We start from the raw sequence: 15,229 nt of genomic DNA, 5'->3' as shown, positions 1-15,229 counted from the left end.
GAATGGAGGAAAAGCCCCGATTGTTCGGGGCCTGTTCTGTGGACTGTTCTCGTTCGCAGGGGTTCTATTTTTCTTCAGGTGGCGGTTTCACGGGGTTTGGCCCGGGTCACTCGATCCACCAGATAGACCAGTCCGTGGTAGTCGATGCCGCCATGTTGCGTCAGACCGATCTCACAGGTGCGGCTGGTGGAAATCCCTTCGCTGCAATGCTGCACCGCATCCTTGAGGGTGCGCAGGGAATGGCTGTTCAGCTCTGGTGTGGTGAAGCCCTTGTCGCCGGCAAATCCGCAGCAATGAATGCCTTCCGGGATCACCACGTTCTTGCTGCACTTGCGCGCCAAATCGATCAACGCCTGGCTTTCCCCCAGGTGCTGAGTGCTGCATGTCACATGCACGGCAATCGGTGCTTCCTGCGGGGTGAAATCCAGACGATCCATCAGATGCGTACGGATAAAACGCACAGGGTCATACAGATCCAGGCGAACATTTCCCACATCCTGCACCAGTCGCAAGGTGCAGGGGCTGGTATCGCAATAAATCGGATCGAGCCCGCCACGGCTGGCGTGCAGCAAGGCACCGATCAGTTCCTGACGCTTGTGCTCGGCCTGTTCGGCGTAGCCTTTGGAGGCGAACGGCTGGCCGCAGCAGAGGTTGTCCAGATTGTCCGGGAACACCACCTGATAACCGGCCTTTTCCAGCAGGCCACGGGTTTTGTCGTACAGCGACATTTGCTCCTTGTCGCCCGCCGCCGGTCCCATCACCCGTGACACGCAGGCTGCCAGATACACCACGCGCGGGCGTTCGTCCGAGACTGTCGGACTGAGGCGAATGGCTTTTTCCGGCTGCGGCATCGCGTTGGTCCACTGCGGCACTTGGCCTTTGGACAAGCGCGTCAGTGTTGCCGAAAGCTTCGCCAGGCGTGGCGCTCCCAACAACATTCGCGCCCCATTGGCCACGTGCAGGGTGAAGCGCGCCCCTTGCAGAGTGGTGGCGAAATTTCCTTCGATCCAGTTGGCGGCTTTCGCATGCGTGGCGTTGCGGGCGCGGAGCTTTTTCACCAGCTCACCGGTGTTGATGCCTACAGGGCAACGTTGCGCGCACAAACCGGTCGCAGCGCAGGTGTCGATGCCTTGGTACTCGTAGGCTTTTTCCAGTTCGGTGGTGTCAATCCCGGCACGTTTACGCGCCTGAATGTCGCGCCAGATCACGATGCGCTGACGTGGGCTCAGGGTCAGGCCCTTTGATGGACAAACCGGCTCGCAGAAACCGCACTCGATGCACTTATCCACAATCTCGTCGGCGGCAGGCAGCGGCTTCAGGTGCTTGAGGTGGATCTGCGGATCTTCGCTGAGCACCACGCCCGGGTTGAGAATGCCCTGAGGGTCGAGCAGGCGCTTGAGCTGCCACATCAATTGATAGGCGTCGCTGCCCCATTCCAGCTCGACAAACGGCGCCATGTTGCGCCCGGTGCCGTGTTCGGCCTTCAGCGAACCGCCGAACTCCACGGCCACCAGTTGCGCCACGTCGTCCATGAACGCCTGATAGCGTGCGACTTCTTCCGGGCTGTTGAAGCCTTGGGTGAAGACAAAGTGCAGATTGCCTTCCAGTGCGTGTCCGAAAAGGATCGCTTCGTCGTAGTGATGTTTGTCGAACAGCTCGATCAGACGGTTCACGCCGATCGCCAGTTGTTCCACCGGGAAGGTGACGTCCTCGATGATCACCGTAGTGCCGGTCTTGCGCACGGCGCCGACGGCGGGGAAGGTGTCCTTGCGGATGGCCCAGAGGCGGGCGTTCTCGACCGGGTCTTCGGTGAAGTCGACCTGTTTTTCCACCGGGAAACCGTTGAGCGACGCCATGATCTGCGCCAGTTGCTCTTGCAGCAAAGTGGAAGAGGCAGCGCGGGATTCGATCAACAACGCGCAGGCATTGTTCGACAGGTGCTGTACGAAATCCGGCATGCCGGGTTTGTCCTGCACCGAGCGCAGACTGCGGCGGTCGAGCAGTTCCACGGCGGACACCGGTTGGCTTTTCAGCACGGTGACGGCGTTGCAGCAGGTTTCCACGTCGGGGAACACGATCAGCGCCGAGGCCTTGTTCGGGTGGTCGATCACCGTGTCGTAAGTCACCGCGCTGATGAAACCGAGGGTGCCTTCGGAGCCCACCAGCAAGTGACTCAAGATATCCACAGGCTCATCGAAATCCACCAGGGCATTGAGCGACAGGCCGGTGGTATTTTTCAGACGGTATTTGTGGCGGATTCGTGCGGCGAGTTCGGCATTGGCGCGGGTCTCGCGGCCTAATGTCGCCAAGCGTTCCAGCAACTCGCCGTGGCTTGTGCGGAATGCCGCGACGCTGGCGGCGTCTTCGGTGTCCAAGCGCGTGCCATCGGCGAGCACCAGACGAATCCCGGCCAGTGTGTGGTAGGTGTTTTGCGCGGTGCCGCAGCACATGCCGCTGGCGTTGTTGGCGACGATGCCGCCGATCTTGCAGGCGTTGATTGACGCCGGGTCCGGACCGATCTTGCGTCCGAATGGCGCGAGCCAGGCGTTGGCCTGGGCGCCGATCACGCCCGGTTGCAGGCGGATTTGCGTGCCTTGGCCTCGAATCTCCCGGGCGTTCCAGTTATCCCCAAGCACGATCAGCACCGAGTCGCTGATCGCCTGGCCGGACAGGCTGGTGCCGGCGGCGCGGAAGGTCACCGGGACTTGATCGCGCTGGGCCAGTTTCAGCAGCGCCACCACTTCATCTTCGGATTCGACGCGGATCACCAGTTGTGGAATCAGTCGATAGAAACTGGCATCGGTGCCGAAGGCCAGGGTCGACAATGGATCGTCGAAGCGGCGCTCGGCCGGAATCAGTTGCTGCGCATCGCGCAGGAAAGTCGCCGGTAAGGTCATTGGTCCTCCAGGATCAACACCACCAGGTCTTTCGGGCCGTGGGCGCCGTAGGCCAGCACTTGTTCGATGTCGGCGGTTTTCGACGGGCCGGACACCAGCAGCGCGTTGGTCGGCATGCCTTGGGCCCACTCGAATTCCTGTTGCACCTGATAAAAGTTGTCGCGGATCTGACTGGCCTTGAGCAGGGCGAAATGCACCGGCGGTACCAGGCTCATCAGCCGTGGTTCTTCGCGGGTCGGCCAGAGAATCAGGCTGCCGGTAGCAGCGATGGCGCCGAGGGTGCCGGTGAGGCTGGCCGGGGTGTCGTTGAACAGCTCGGCTTTCCAGTCTTCCATCGGGCGGTCGTAGGATTTCAGCGTCGGCAGATCAGGATTGTTCGCCCAGTGCTGTGTGATGCGCTGCCCGTGAGGTGTAGTCGGTGCGATCAGCAGGCTCGGCAACTGACGGTCGCGCAGCAATTGCGCCAGCAGCGCCGGCCATGCTTCGGCAGACGTCAGATGGATTTCGGTGTGCACCGCTTCCATCAGTTTGCGCAGTTGCGGGATCCGTTGTTCGGCGCTGTAGGTGTAAGGCTGGGTCACCAGATCGACATCGAAGTTGTCGGTGATCGGAGTGGTGCCAGTCAGACTTTTGCGCAACTTGCCGAGGATGTTTTGCTTGGCGCTCATCAACGGTCTCCTTGTTTGGCCAGATGCTCGCGAGCCATGTCATGCAGTGAGCGGGCGGCGGGTTTCGGAGCGCTGTGGTTCTGCGTCCACGGACCGACGTTGTTCGGCGTCAGGGCCCGCAGGCGCGTGGCGAAAAACGCAAACAATCGATACAAAGTCGGCGAGCTGTTGAGCTTCGCCCAGGCGTTCCAGATAAAGCGTTCCTTGCGCGAATACTTGCTGCCCTGGCCGCGCATCACTTGATGAGGACTGTCGGGGGCTTTGACGTTCTCTTCACGTAGGCGGCGCAGCAGTGCGGGGATAGGAATTTTTACCGGACACACTTCACCGCAGGCGCCGCACAACGACGAGGCGCTCGGGTGATCCGGGACTTTCGCCAGGCCGACCATGTGCGGAGTGATGATTTTGCCGATCGGGCCGGGGTAAACCTCGCCGTAGGTGTGGCCGCCGACGCGGGTGTAGACCGGGCAATGATTCATGCAGGCGCCGCAGCGTATGCAATTCAAAGTCTGGCGCAGTTCGCTGTCGGCAAAGGCCTGGCTACGACCGTTGTCGAGCAGCACCAGATGCACTTCCTGCGGGCCGTCGAGTTCGTGTTCCTTGCGCGGGCCGGAGATCATGTTGACGTAGGTGGTGATCGGAATGCCCAGCGCCGAGCGGGTCAGCAATGACAGCAGCGGCACCACGTCGCGCAGGTTTTCCACGACTTTTTCGATGCCAGTGACGGCGATGTGCACCGGCGGCACGGTGGTGGTCATGCGCCCGTTGCCTTCGTTTTCCACCAGCAGCAGGGTGCCGGTTTCGGCCACGGCGAAGTTGACGCCGGAGACGCCGATGTCCGCTTCGAAGAATTTCTGCCGCAGGACCCTGCGACCGATCTGAATGAGTTGGTCAACGTCCTTGGTGTATTCCACGCCAAGTTTGTCGTGGAACAAGGACGCGACCTGACCGGCATTCTTGTGGATTGCCGGCATGATTATGTGTGAAGGCTTCTCGTGGTCGAGCTGGACGATGTACTCCCCCATGTCGGACTCCAGACATTCAATGTCCCGAGCCTCGAGGAAATGGTTCATCTCCATCTCTTCGCTGACCATCGATTTGCCCTTGATCACTTGCCGCGCCTCGTGAGCGCGGATGATCGAAAGGACGATGCCATTGGCCTCGTCCACCGTTTCCGCCCAGTGCACTGTCACACCGTTGCGGGTCAGGTTCTGTTCCAGTTGCTCGAGCAGGTCGGGCAACTTGGAGAGTGCGCGGGCACGGATCGCATTGCCCAGTTCGCGCAGGTGTTCTCTTTCGTGGGCATCGCTGAAAGCCGCTGCCCGCTTGGTCATCAGTGAATCCATCGCGGTGCGGAAGTTGTTCCGCAACTGCGAATCGCCCAGGGCGTTGTGCGCCCGGGTGCGGAAATCTTCTTCTACGGCAACCGTAGGAATAATCGTGGAAGTGCTCATCGGGCACCTCCGGTTCGTTGCCAGAGGAAGCTCGCCAGATGTTGCCCGCGCAGCGCTTCCTTCTGTTTTTCCAGCGAGCCGTTGATGTTCATCAAGCAGCCGCAATCGGCACTGAGTACCTGATGCGCGCCGGATTCCTTCAACGCCCGGGTCTTGTCGGCCACCATCGCGCCGGAAATGTCTGGCATACGGACGCTGAATGTCCCACCGAAGCCACAGCATTCGCTTTCGTGATCGTGGTTGACCCGTTCCACGTTGCTCAACTGCGCCAACAACTCGCGGCCGTGCAGGTGGGTGTTCATTTCCCGTCGCGCAGAACACGAGGTGTGCAGCGCCACTTTCACCGGCTCACCGCTGTCCTTTAGCTGCACCTTGCAGACGAACAGCAGGAACTCGGCCAACTCATAGGTGCGGGCCGCAAGGGCCTCAACCTGTTTCAACGTTTCCGGCTCGTCCTTGAACAAGTCGGCGTAATGCTCACGGATCATTCCCGCGCAGGAGCCCGACGGGACCACCACCGGATAATCCCCGGCAAACAGCGCCAGTTGCGAGCGCGCCACTGTCCGCGCCTGCTCGGTGTAACCCGAGGTGTAGGCCGGTTGTCCGCAGCAGCTCTGCCCTTGCGGGTACTCGACCCGAATCCCTTCGCGCTCCAGCAAGTGGATCGCGTCCATCCCGGCTTCCGGGTAGAACAGGTCCACCATGCAGGTGCCGAACAGGTAGACCCGCGACGGTTTCTCGCTCGGGTATTGGCGGGGTTCGGGCAGTGGCGGTGCGACGCGAGTGGCGTTGGGCACTGCGTTGTAAAAAAGCTCGCTCATCAGGCGTGTCTCCGGGTGGGCCCGGTTATCCGTCTGTGAGGCTGCCGAATATAGAGCGTGTTGCTTTCAGCAGCCTTACAGACCGGGTCGTGAATTGCTGACGCCGGAATCACGAACCGGCGTCGGTTATTTCCATGCTTCTTGTAGTCTTCTTGTCGTTATCAGTGCACCAGCATGCCGGTGAACCAGTAGGCCTGAGCCAAAGTGATCAGGCCGACAATCGTTGCAAAGAATAGGCTGTGCTTGAGGGTGAAGCGGAACAGATCGGATTCCTTGCCCACCAGCCCGGTCGCGGCGCAGGCCACGGCAATCGACTGCGGCGAAATCATTTTGCCGGTCACGCCGCCGCTGGTATTCGCCGCCACCAGCAAGGTGTCGTTGACCCCGATCTGGTGCGCGGTGGTCGCTTGCAGCGAGCTGAACAGCGCGTTGGACGACGTATCGGAACCGGTGAGGAACACGCCCAGCCAACCGAGGAACGGCGAGAAGAACGGGAACGCTGCGCCGGTCGCGGCCAGCACCAGAGCCATGGTCGAAGACATGCCGGAATAGTTGGTCACGAAGGCAAACGCCAGCACCATGCCGATCGACAAAATTGGCCAGCGCAGTTCGTAGAAGGTCTCTTTCAAAGTGGTCAGACCAGTTTTGAAATTGATCTTCAGGATGACCATCGAGATCAGCGCGGAGAAGAAAATCGCTGTGCCGGTGGCGGAAATCGGGTCGAATTTGAACACCGCCGGAATGGCTGTCGGCGTGGCGACGATCGGTGCAGTCTTGATCACCAGTTGATCCAGGTGTGGGATCGCGAAGTTGAACACCCAGGCGTACATCGAACCACCAGCGGCAAACATCGCCTTGAACGGTTTGAGGGTCCAGATGGTGACCAGTACGGTGAGGATCAGGAACGGTGACCAGGCCTTGAAGATTTCCCCGAGGCTGTAGGGGGATTCGATGGTAGTGCGTTTCTGGCCGAAACCGCCGACGCTGGCAGTGACCGCGACGTTCGACGTTGCACCGGCAATCTGTGCGCCCGCAGTGCGTTTTGGTTGCCAGACTTTCAGGAACAGCGTCAGCGCGATCAGGCTGGCCAGGGCCGAGGTGATGTCCGGCAGTTCCGGGCCGATGAAGTTCGACGTGAAGTATTGGGTCACGGCGAAGCTCAGGCCGGCAACCAGTGCGGCTGGCCAGGTTTCACGCACGCCGCGCAGGCCGTCCATCATGAACACCAGCCAGAACGGCACGAACAGCGACAGCAGCGGCAGTTGGCGGCCGGTCATGGCGCCGATCTTGAACGCGTCGATGCCGGTGACTTGCCCGGCGACGATGATCGGAATCCCCAAGGCACCGAACGCGACCGGCGCGGTGTTGGCAATCAGGCACAGGCCGGCGGCGTACAGCGGGTTGAAGCCCAGTCCTACGAGCAGCGCGGCGGTAATCGCAACCGGCGCACCGAAACCGGCTGCACCTTCGAGGAAGGCTCCGAAGCAGAAACCGATCAGCAGCACCTGCAGACGCTGGTCATTGGTGATCGACAGCACCGAACTGCGGATGACTTCGAACTGACCACTCTTGACCGTCAGTTTGTACAGGAACACCGCCGCGACAATGATCCAGGCAATCGGCCAAAGACCATAGGCGAAACCATACCCGGCGGCGGCGAGCGCCATGTCCACCGGCATCTGGAACGCAAAAATCGCCACAAGAATCGCCAAGGCCAGCGTGATGCTGCCGGCGACATGACCTTTGAGGCGGAACACCGCCAGGGCGAGGAAGAAGAAAACGATGGGGATGACGGCCGCGAGTGCGGACACGCCGAGACTGCCGAGCGGGCTGTAGAGCTGTTGCCAGGTTTGCATATGGGGTGGCCCCTAATTGTTGTTGGTCAGGCACTGTCAGCGTTCTTGGTTAATTGGTAAGACCAATTTACAATCGCTGTTGGCTAGGGTAAAAGCCTTGATGTCGGTGTGTCAATTTGCCGCCCTGAAACTTTCGTCGAATCACCGGTGCAGACTCGATCTGATCCGGTCCGGGGCGTTTCATCTGGCAGGTGTCGGCAAGGCGCCGATAGGCCAGAATAGAGAGCCCGGCGAGTGGTCGGGCTCGTGGAGAATTGAGTGATGGGGTTTGATCAGATACGTCAGCGCCGTTTGTCTGACGATATTGTCGAGCGGCTCGAGGGGATGATCCTCGAGGGCACGCTGAAGTCTGGCGAGCGCCTGCCGGCCGAGCGCGCATTGGCGGAGCAGTTCGGCGTGTCCCGGCCTTCGTTGCGCGAGGCGATCCAGAAACTGGCGGCCAAGGGGCTGCTGGTCAGCAAGCAGGGCGGCGGCAATTACGTGGTGGAAAGCCTGGGTTCGACCTTCAGCGATCCGTTGCTGCAATTGCTGGAAAGCAATCCTGAAGCCCAGCGCGATCTGCTGGAATTTCGCCACACGCTGGAGGCATCGTGTGCCTATTACGCAGCATTGCGTGCCACGGATGTGGATCGCGAGCGACTGACTGTAGCGTTCGAAGAACTACAGGATTGCTACTCGCGCCATGACGAAGTGAGTCGGGCGGAGGAGGGGGCGGCGGACGCGAAATTTCATCTGGCAATCGCCGAGGCCAGCCACAACGCTGTGTTGCTGCACACCATTCGCGGGCTGTTCGACCTGCTCAAGCGCAACGTGGTGACCAACATCGGCGGCATGTACAAACAGCGCACGGAAACCCGCGACATGCTGATCACGCAGCATCGGGAACTGTATCAGGCGATTATCGAAGGGCGTGCGGAGCAGGCACGAGAGGTTTCCAGCCGACACATTCTGTATGTGCAGGAAGTGCTGGAAGAAGTGCGTCAGGAAGTACAGCGCATGGCTCGGGCTGAGCGGCGCAAGGGGATGTAAGCATGACCGTTCCCGTGCCGAGCGCGGGAACGTTCATTCAGGCAGAAGAATCAGTCTTCCTTGCCCTTGTTGCGCACCGCACGCTGCAATTCGCGACCGGCATCGCGTTCGCGCTCGGTGTCACGCTTGTCGTATTCCTTCTTGCCCTTGCCCAGAGCGATTTCGCACTTGACCATGTGCTTGCTCCAGTACCAGGACAGGCACACGCAGGCGTAACCCTTCTGCTGCACGGCGGCGGCCAGCTTGTCCAGCTCGCGGCGGTTGAGCAGCAGCTTGCGGGTGCGGACCGGGTCGGCGATGACGTGGGTGCTGGCAGTCATCAACGGCGTGATGTGACTGCCGAGCAGCCAGGCTTCGCCGTCCTTGAGCAGGACGTAACTGTCGACCAGTTGCAGCTTGCTTGCCCGCAGACTTTTTACTTCCCAGCCGGCCAGGACCAGACCAGCCTCGAACTTGTGCTCGATGAAGTAATCGTGTCGCGCCTTTTTGTTCTGCGCGATGGTCCCTGTTGGGTGTTTCTTCTGTTTAGCCATAGGGGCGGCATTATATGGAGATAAACGGCTGTCGGCTACGGTGATGCTGCGTGCTTGAGCAGGTTGAGTGAATCCCGGACAATGCGGCCTCTTTTTCTAACGCTTGGGCGTGATAAACGATGTCGACAGACAAGGTTTCTGTCCACGGCAGTTGGGCTAGCCGCTGGGTTTTCATATTCGCCGCGACCGGTTCGGCCGTGGGATTGGGCAGCATCTGGAAGTTCCCCTACATGGTCGGGGTCTACGGTGGCGGCGCCTTTGTGCTGATGTTTCTGGCCTGTATCGCCCTGATCGGCATTCCGGTGATGCTCGCCGAAACCCTGATCGGCCGACGTGCACGCCAGAGTCCGGCCAACGCTCTCAAGGTGCTGGCACTCGAAGCCGGACACTCGGGCAAGTGGTCGTGGGGCGCGTTCGCCGGGATGATCACGGCGTTGCTGATCCTGTCTTTCTACAGTGTGGTCGGCGGTTGGTCGCTGGACTACATCATCGATATGGGGCGTGGGGATTTCCAGGGGGCGACGGCCGATCAGGTGGGAGCCTACTTCGGTAATGTCATCGCCGACCCATGGCGCATCACGCTGTGGCACACGGTGTTCATGCTGCTGTCGGCGGTGGTTATCGCCAAAGGCGTGGTCGCCGGGCTTGAACGCAGCTTGCGGATCATGATGCCGCTGTTGTTTGTGATGGTCCTCGTCCTGCTGGGCTACAGCATGACTACCGGGCATTTCATGGAAGGCGTGCATTTCATGTTCGACTTCCACCCGGAGAAGGTCCTTGATGGCTTGCTGCCGGCGATGGGTCACGCCTTCTTCTCTCTGAGTGTGGGTGTGGGCTCGATCATGATCTACGGCGCCTACATGACCAAGGAAGCCTCGCTGTCCGGCACCGTCGTGGGTGTGGCGCTGCTCGATACCTTCGTTTCGCTGGTGGCCGGTCTGGCATTGTTTCCGATTGTGTTCGCCGGCGGTTTGAACCCTAGCGAAGGTCCGGGCCTGATGTTCGTCAGCCTGCCATTTGCTTTCGGTAACGTGCTGTTCGGCCAGTTGATGGGCGTGGTGTTCTTCGTTCTGGTGGCGATTGCTGCCTGGAGTTCGGCGATTTCCCTGCTGGAGCCGATGGTCGCCTATCTGGTCGAACGGACTAAAATCAGTCGTGCGTGGGTGACATTCTGGTTGGCGTTCACCTGCTGGTTTGTCGGTCTGGGCACGGTGTTTTCCTTCAATATCTGGAAGGAAGCGAAATTTTTCGTGAACGAAGGCGGGATGTTCCATCTCTACCAATGGGGTGCCGCAGGCGGTCTGGACTTCTTTGGTGTGATCGACTTCTTCACCTCGCGGATCATGCTGCCGCTCGGCGGGCTGTGCTTTGTGCTGTTTGCCGGTTGGGTGATGGGGCGTGAAGCGGTGCGTGACGAATTGTCGATTCGCAGCCCGGCGCTGTTCGCCCTGTCTCTGTTCTTGATGCGCTATGTGGCGCCCATCGGCATTCTTGTAGTGTTTGCCACCCAGCTCTGGAAGTGACGCTTACATGACGACACATATTCAACGATCAGCGCTGCTGCCTTATCCGGCGCAATTTCTCTATGACCTGGTCAATGACGTGGCGCGTTATCCGGAGTTTCTACCGTGGTGTTCGTCCGCGGAGGTCCTGGAAAGCTCGCCTGAACACATGCGTGCCAGCGTCGGTGTGGCCAAGGGTGGACTCAGCCAGCACTTCGTGACGCGCAATACCCTGGTGCCGGGGCAGTCGATCGAGATGAACCTTGAAGAAGGCCCGTTCAATCAATTGCACGGGGTCTGGGTGTTCAAGGCGCTGAACGAGAAAGCCTGCAAGATCAGTCTCGATCTGTCCTTCGATTATGCCGGCCCGCTGGTGCGCGCCACACTCGGGCCGCTGTTCAATCAGGCAGCCAACACGCTGGTAGATGCATTCTGCCAGCGCGCCAAGCAGATGCATGGTTGAGCCGGTGATCGAAATAGAAGTGGTGTACGCGGCGGTTGATCGTCAGGTGTTGCGTACGATCAGCGTGGCAGAAGGTTCGACGGTGCGTGCTGCGCTGTCGGCCAGCGGCATCGATGCCGACTTTCCCGAGCTGGATCTGGCGGGTTGTCCGGTCGGGATTTTCGGCAAAGTGATTGCCGATCCGGATGTGCGGGTTGTTCAGGCGGGGGATCGCCTCGAAATCTACCGACCGCTGCTGGCTGATCCGAAAGAGGTGCGCCGATTGCGGGCCGCCAAGGCTGCCGAGGCTAAAGCCGGAAAACAGTGATTGCGCCGATCTGCAGGCAATAAAAAACCCGGGATTTCCGGGTTTTTTATTGCGTCGCAAATTATTGCGGCGAGGTATCCAGCGGCTCTGGTGTCGGAACCGGAACGGTTTCCACACCATCGACGTCCTTCTGGATCTGATCCAGCAAGGAACCTGGCTTGACCGGTTTTTCCGGTTTTGGCTTCTCGGCGTTTTCGGCAGGAGCGGTCACGCTGGTGCCACTGTCCTTGCCGAGAATGGCTTCGTCACGGCTCACGCCCGGCATGAAGTCACCGGACAGGCTGACAAGGCGGTCGTTAGAGTCGAAAATGACACTCATGCGTTCCTGCTGGCGTTCACCGCCACCAGGTTGCAGGCTGTACAGATAATCCCAGCGATCGGCATGGAACGTGTCGACAAGCAGAGGGTTGCCCATGATAAACCGTACTTGCGGCCGGGTCATTCCCGGGCGTAACTGGTCTATCATGTCCTGCGTGACGACATTGCCCTGCTGGATGTCGATTTTGTAAACCCCGGGGAATGAACAACCGGCGAGTGCGAGCAGTCCCACAAAGGTGAAACTGGTTAGCAAGAGCTTGGTGTTTTGCATCGGTGGGCGACTTCCACTATCTTGGCTGGGACAACGTAAACGCCGATCATACCCGCATTAAGAGAAGCTGCGAAGCAGCATCGCGAGAAAGCTGACCATGGTTGAAAATAGCGAACTACGCAAAGCCGGCCTCAAAGTGACCCTGCCACGGGTCAAGATCCTGCAAATGCTCGACTCTACCGAGCAGCGTCACATGAGTGCCGAGGACGTCTACAAGGCGTTGATGGAAGCTGGCGAGGACGTCGGTCTGGCCACGGTCTACCGTGTTCTGACCCAGTTCGAAGCGGCTGGCCTCGTGGTCCGTCACAACTTCGACGGTGGCCACGCGGTATTCGAATTGGCCGACGGTGGCCACCACGACCATATGGTCAACGTGGAAACCGGTGAGGTTGTCGAATTCGTCAGCATCGAAATCGAAAAGCTCCAGAAGGCAATTGCCGAAGAGCACGGTGTCGAGTTGGTGGATCACAACCTGGTGCTGTACGTCCGCAAGAAAAAGTAAGCATGTCGCGCGAATTTCAGGTTCGCGAAACGAACGAAGGCGACCCAAGGGTCGCCTTCGTGCTTTCTGTCGTGCTTAAACCTTTGCGGTAACGACCATCTTCTTGGCGTGCGCCAGAGACTCTTTGGTCAGATCAATGCCGCCGAGCATCCGTGCGACTTCTTCTATACGGTCATTTTTGCTCAGCTTCGAGACGGCGGTGTGAGTTGCCTGATCGCCTCGCACTTTGTGCACGAATAAATGCTGATGGCCTTGCGCGGCCACTTGCGGCAAGTGCGTAACGGTCAGGACCTGACCGCGTTCGCCCAGGCGTCGCAGCAACTGGCCGACAATCTCGGCCGTCGGGCCGCCGATGCCGACGTCCACTTCGTCGAATACCAGCGTCGGCACGCGTGAGGTCTGGGCGGTGATGACCTGAATCGCCAGACTGATCCGCGAGAGTTCGCCGCCGGAGGCCACTTTGGCCAATGCCTTTAATGGCTGGCCAGGGTTGGCGCTGACCAGCAGTTCGACCTGTTCGAGTCCGTTGGGCAGGAGCTCACCGCTGGCGTTGGGGCGCAGTTCGATGGTGAAACGCCCGCCAGGCATGCCCAGGCGTTGAATCTCCTGTTCCACTGCGCTGGCCAGGCTGCCTGCAGCCTGATGGCGCAGATCGCTCAGCTCGCGAGCCTTTTCCTGATAATGACGGGCATACGAAGCAAGCTCTTCGCTCAGTCGCTCGATGGATTCGTCGTTGGCATTCAGGGTTTCGATTTCATCCAGCAGTTTTTGCTGCATCTCGGCGACTTCGGTCGGCTGGATCCGGTGTTTGCGTGCCAGGGTGTAAATGGCGTCCAGACGTTCTTCCAGATACTGCAGGCGCGCCGGATCGGCATCGAAGTTGTCGAGGAAACGGTTGAGCTCGCCGACGGCCTCTTCGACCTGGATCTGCGCGCTGGTCAGCAGGCTGCTGGCTTCGCCCAGGGCGCCGATCGAGTTGTTCACGCTGGACAGGCGATTGAGGCTGGCGGTCAGCGCGTTCAGTACATTGCCGGAATCGCTTTCGCTGCATTGTTCGACCACTTGCCGGCAGATGCCCAGCAGGGTTTCGGCGTTGGTCAGGTTCTTGTGTTCCTGCTCCAGATCTTCCAGTTCGTTCTCGCCGAGACCGAGGTTTTCCAGTTCTTCGAGCTGATAGCTGAGCAGTTGATGACGTGCGCGCTGTTCGTCGCCGGAGTTGGAAAGGCGCTCCAGCTCCTGGCGGGTCTGGCGCCAGCGCTGGGCGGCTAGTTGTACCTGTCGGGCCAGATCGGTGGCGCCGGCGTACTCGTCGAGCAGGCGCCGGTGGGTATCCGTCTTGAGCAGGGATTGGTGTTCGTGCTGGCTGTGGATGTCGATCAGCAGCTCGCCGAGGGCCTTGAGATCACCGAGCGGGCAGGGCGTGCCGTTGATATAGCCACGGGAGCGGCCTTCCGAGGTGATGACCCGGCGCAGGATGCACGGGCCGTCGATTTCCAGGTCGCGCTCGGCCAGCCAGGCGCTGGCTTCTGGGATGTCAGCCAGGTCGAAGGTCGCCAGGATGTCGGCCTTGTCGGCGCCCGGGCGCACCACGCCGCTGTCGGCGCGATCACCCAGGGTCAGGCCGAGGGCGTCGAGCATGATCGACTTGCCGGCGCCGGTTTCCCCGGTAATCACGCTCATCCCGCGATCGAGTTCGAGATCGAGATGTTCAACGATGGCGTAGTTGTGTACGGACAGGTGCACCAGCATAAAGGCCGCTCCCAGGCTTTAGGTCTGGTTATTTATACAGTGTTTTGTTTCAGCCTGACAATGCCCTCGCTTAGCTCGATTGGCTTGATCCGATCAAATGCTTATCGCGCCCGGGAATGACAATGCAGCACTTTTTTGTAGGGTTAATCATTGTCAGCCCTTGAAGCCTGATTTTGCGGCCCCATATACCGGGGCAGAAGCGCGAATCGAACTCGCGGACGATATTGAAAGGAGAATTCTATGGCTGACGAACAGACAGTAGATACGCAAAATCCAGAAGCCAATCAGGCGCCCGAGGCTTCGGGTGATGACCTGGCGACCCGTGTACAAGTGCTCGAAGAGCAATTGGCCGCCGCGCAGGATCAATCTCTGCGCGTAGCTGCCGATCTGCAGAACGTCCGCCGCCGTGCCGAGCAGGACGTCGAAAAGGCTCACAAATTTGCACTGGAAAAATTCGCCGGCGACCTGCTGCCGATCGTCGACAGCCTGGAGCGCGGCCTCGAGCTGTCGAGCCCGGACGACGAAAGCATCCGTCCGATGCGCGAAGGTATCGAGCTGACACTGAAAATGTTCCAGGACACCCTCAAGCGCTATCAGCTTGTAGCCGTAAGTCCGCAGGAAGGCGAGCCGTTCAACGCCGTGGAACATCAGGCAATGGCCATGCAGGAAAGTGCTGACCTGGAACCGAACAGCGTTCTGAAAGTGTTCCAGAAGGGCTACCAGCTCAACGGTCGCCTGCTGCGTCCGGCGATGGTCGTGGTCAGCAAGGCGCCGGCGCCAGTTTCGCCTTCGATTGACGAGAAGGCTTGAAATTAGCCGCAAGGCCCCCATTTAGAAGTCAAGCGTTTAAGTATTACCG

14 protein-coding genes are annotated in these 15,229 nt (G+C 59.9%); 6 read left to right on the top strand and 8 right to left on the bottom strand.

Features of this window, described 5'->3' with window-relative positions; all coding sequences use genetic code 11:
• Nucleotides 1-74 precede the first annotated feature (74 nt).
• From OQ248_RS06675 to OQ248_RS06655, 5 genes are all read right to left on the bottom strand, one after another.
• Complete coding sequence (locus OQ248_RS06675) at nucleotides 75-2,897, bottom strand: FAD-binding and (Fe-S)-binding domain-containing protein (protein WP_265812362.1); 2,823 nt, start codon at nucleotides 2,895-2,897, stop codon at nucleotides 75-77.
• Nucleotides 2,894-3,565 (bottom strand): lactate utilization protein C, encoded by a 672-nt coding sequence (locus OQ248_RS06670; RefSeq protein WP_265812361.1) that lies wholly within the window; start codon nucleotides 3,563-3,565, stop codon nucleotides 2,894-2,896. The genes OQ248_RS06675 and OQ248_RS06670 overlap by 4 nt, the downstream gene beginning before the upstream one ends.
• A complete protein-coding gene (locus OQ248_RS06665; RefSeq protein WP_096818796.1) occupies nucleotides 3,565-5,019 on the bottom strand; it encodes a LutB/LldF family L-lactate oxidation iron-sulfur protein in 1,455 nt (484 codons plus the stop codon). The genes OQ248_RS06670 and OQ248_RS06665 overlap by 1 nt, the downstream gene beginning before the upstream one ends.
• Entirely contained in the window at nucleotides 5,016-5,840 is an 825-nt protein-coding gene (locus OQ248_RS06660) for a (Fe-S)-binding protein (RefSeq protein WP_265812360.1), read from the bottom strand. Before OQ248_RS06660 ends, OQ248_RS06665 begins: the two co-directional genes overlap by 4 nt.
• 161 nt (nucleotides 5,841-6,001) lie before the next feature.
• The gene (locus OQ248_RS06655; protein WP_265812359.1) at nucleotides 6,002-7,696 is read right to left on the bottom strand and encodes a lactate permease LctP family transporter; all 1,695 of its coding nucleotides are present in this window, start codon (nucleotides 7,694-7,696) and stop codon (nucleotides 6,002-6,004) included.
• Nucleotides 7,697-7,957: 261 nt separating this feature from the next.
• Here OQ248_RS06655 and OQ248_RS06650 point away from each other — a divergent pair, with 261 nt between their 5' ends.
• A complete protein-coding gene (locus tag OQ248_RS06650; RefSeq protein WP_265812358.1) occupies nucleotides 7,958-8,725 on the top strand; it encodes an FCD domain-containing protein in 768 nt (255 codons plus the stop codon).
• A 50-nt stretch (nucleotides 8,726-8,775) separates the two neighbouring features.
• Here OQ248_RS06650 and smpB read toward each other — a convergent pair whose 3' ends face one another.
• Nucleotides 8,776-9,258 carry an SsrA-binding protein SmpB gene (gene smpB, locus OQ248_RS06645; protein ID WP_007953781.1) on the bottom strand — a complete coding sequence of 161 codons (483 nt, stop codon included), beginning with the start codon at nucleotides 9,256-9,258 and terminating at the stop codon, nucleotides 8,776-8,778.
• 119 nt (nucleotides 9,259-9,377) lie between these two features.
• Between smpB and OQ248_RS06640 the strand changes: the two genes are divergently transcribed.
• Genes OQ248_RS06640 through OQ248_RS06630 form a run of 3 tightly spaced genes read left to right on the top strand, consistent with a single transcriptional unit; the run spans nucleotide 9,378 to nucleotide 11,530 of the window.
• Nucleotides 9,378-10,781: a sodium-dependent transporter gene (locus tag OQ248_RS06640; protein ID WP_114881374.1), complete on the top strand. Its 1,404-nt coding sequence runs from the start codon at nucleotides 9,378-9,380 to the stop codon at nucleotides 10,779-10,781.
• 7 nt (nucleotides 10,782-10,788) lie between these two features.
• Nucleotides 10,789-11,223, top strand: coding sequence for a type II toxin-antitoxin system RatA family toxin (locus tag OQ248_RS06635; protein WP_003221509.1), 435 nt, complete (start codon nucleotides 10,789-10,791; stop codon nucleotides 11,221-11,223).
• Complete coding sequence (locus tag OQ248_RS06630) at nucleotides 11,216-11,530, top strand: RnfH family protein (RefSeq protein ID WP_085711860.1); 315 nt, start codon at nucleotides 11,216-11,218, stop codon at nucleotides 11,528-11,530. The genes OQ248_RS06635 and OQ248_RS06630 overlap by 8 nt, the downstream gene beginning before the upstream one ends.
• Nucleotides 11,531-11,591: 61 nt before the next feature.
• On the opposite strand, the gene OQ248_RS06625 is transcribed toward OQ248_RS06630, so the two are convergent.
• The gene (locus OQ248_RS06625; RefSeq protein ID WP_085711859.1) at nucleotides 11,592-12,119 is read right to left on the bottom strand and encodes an outer membrane protein assembly factor BamE; all 528 of its coding nucleotides are present in this window, start codon (nucleotides 12,117-12,119) and stop codon (nucleotides 11,592-11,594) included.
• A 97-nt stretch (nucleotides 12,120-12,216) separates the two neighbouring features.
• Between OQ248_RS06625 and fur the strand changes: the two genes are divergently transcribed.
• Nucleotides 12,217-12,621 (top strand): ferric iron uptake transcriptional regulator, encoded by a 405-nt coding sequence (gene fur, locus OQ248_RS06620; protein WP_064119476.1) that lies wholly within the window; start codon nucleotides 12,217-12,219, stop codon nucleotides 12,619-12,621.
• Between the two features lie 75 nt (nucleotides 12,622-12,696).
• Here fur and recN read toward each other — a convergent pair whose 3' ends face one another.
• Complete coding sequence (gene recN / locus OQ248_RS06615) at nucleotides 12,697-14,370, bottom strand: DNA repair protein RecN (RefSeq protein ID WP_265812357.1); 1,674 nt, start codon at nucleotides 14,368-14,370, stop codon at nucleotides 12,697-12,699.
• 240 nt (nucleotides 14,371-14,610) lie between these two features.
• On the opposite strand from recN, the gene grpE reads away from it, so the two are divergent.
• Nucleotides 14,611-15,180: a nucleotide exchange factor GrpE gene (gene grpE, locus OQ248_RS06610; protein WP_085685597.1), complete on the top strand. Its 570-nt coding sequence runs from the start codon at nucleotides 14,611-14,613 to the stop codon at nucleotides 15,178-15,180.
• Nucleotides 15,181-15,229 lie beyond the last annotated feature (49 nt).

The organism is Pseudomonas sp. COW5, assembly GCF_026240005.1.
GTDB lineage: Bacteria > Pseudomonadota > Gammaproteobacteria > Pseudomonadales > Pseudomonadaceae > Aquipseudomonas > Aquipseudomonas kribbensis.
The sequence above is the reverse complement of the archived record's forward strand: the minus strand, read 5'-3'. Positions and strand labels throughout refer to the sequence as shown.

Excerpts from the sequence above, each read along its gene's own strand:
- OQ248_RS06675 (WP_265812362.1), bottom strand. The coding sequence starts at position 2,897 with ATGACCTTACCGGCGACTTTCCTGCGCGATGCGCAGCAACTGATTCCG.
- OQ248_RS06670 (WP_265812361.1), bottom strand. The coding sequence starts at position 3,565 with ATGAGCGCCAAGCAAAACATCCTCGGCAAGTTGCGCAAAAGTCTGACT.
- OQ248_RS06665 (WP_096818796.1), bottom strand. The coding sequence starts at position 5,019 with ATGAGCACTTCCACGATTATTCCTACGGTTGCCGTAGAAGAAGATTTC.
- OQ248_RS06660 (WP_265812360.1), bottom strand. The coding sequence starts at position 5,840 with ATGAGCGAGCTTTTTTACAACGCAGTGCCCAACGCCACTCGCGTCGCA.
- OQ248_RS06655 (WP_265812359.1), bottom strand. The coding sequence starts at position 7,696 with ATGCAAACCTGGCAACAGCTCTACAGCCCGCTCGGCAGTCTCGGCGTG.
- OQ248_RS06650 (WP_265812358.1), top strand. The coding sequence starts at position 7,958 with ATGGGGTTTGATCAGATACGTCAGCGCCGTTTGTCTGACGATATTGTC.
- smpB (WP_007953781.1), bottom strand. The coding sequence starts at position 9,258 with ATGGCTAAACAGAAGAAACACCCAACAGGGACCATCGCGCAGAACAAA.
- OQ248_RS06640 (WP_114881374.1), top strand. The coding sequence starts at position 9,378 with ATGTCGACAGACAAGGTTTCTGTCCACGGCAGTTGGGCTAGCCGCTGG.
- OQ248_RS06635 (WP_003221509.1), top strand. The coding sequence starts at position 10,789 with ATGACGACACATATTCAACGATCAGCGCTGCTGCCTTATCCGGCGCAA.
- OQ248_RS06630 (WP_085711860.1), top strand. The coding sequence starts at position 11,216 with ATGGTTGAGCCGGTGATCGAAATAGAAGTGGTGTACGCGGCGGTTGAT.
- OQ248_RS06625 (WP_085711859.1), bottom strand. The coding sequence starts at position 12,119 with ATGCAAAACACCAAGCTCTTGCTAACCAGTTTCACCTTTGTGGGACTG.
- fur (WP_064119476.1), top strand. The coding sequence starts at position 12,217 with ATGGTTGAAAATAGCGAACTACGCAAAGCCGGCCTCAAAGTGACCCTG.
- recN (WP_265812357.1), bottom strand. The coding sequence starts at position 14,370 with ATGCTGGTGCACCTGTCCGTACACAACTACGCCATCGTTGAACATCTC.
- grpE (WP_085685597.1), top strand. The coding sequence starts at position 14,611 with ATGGCTGACGAACAGACAGTAGATACGCAAAATCCAGAAGCCAATCAG.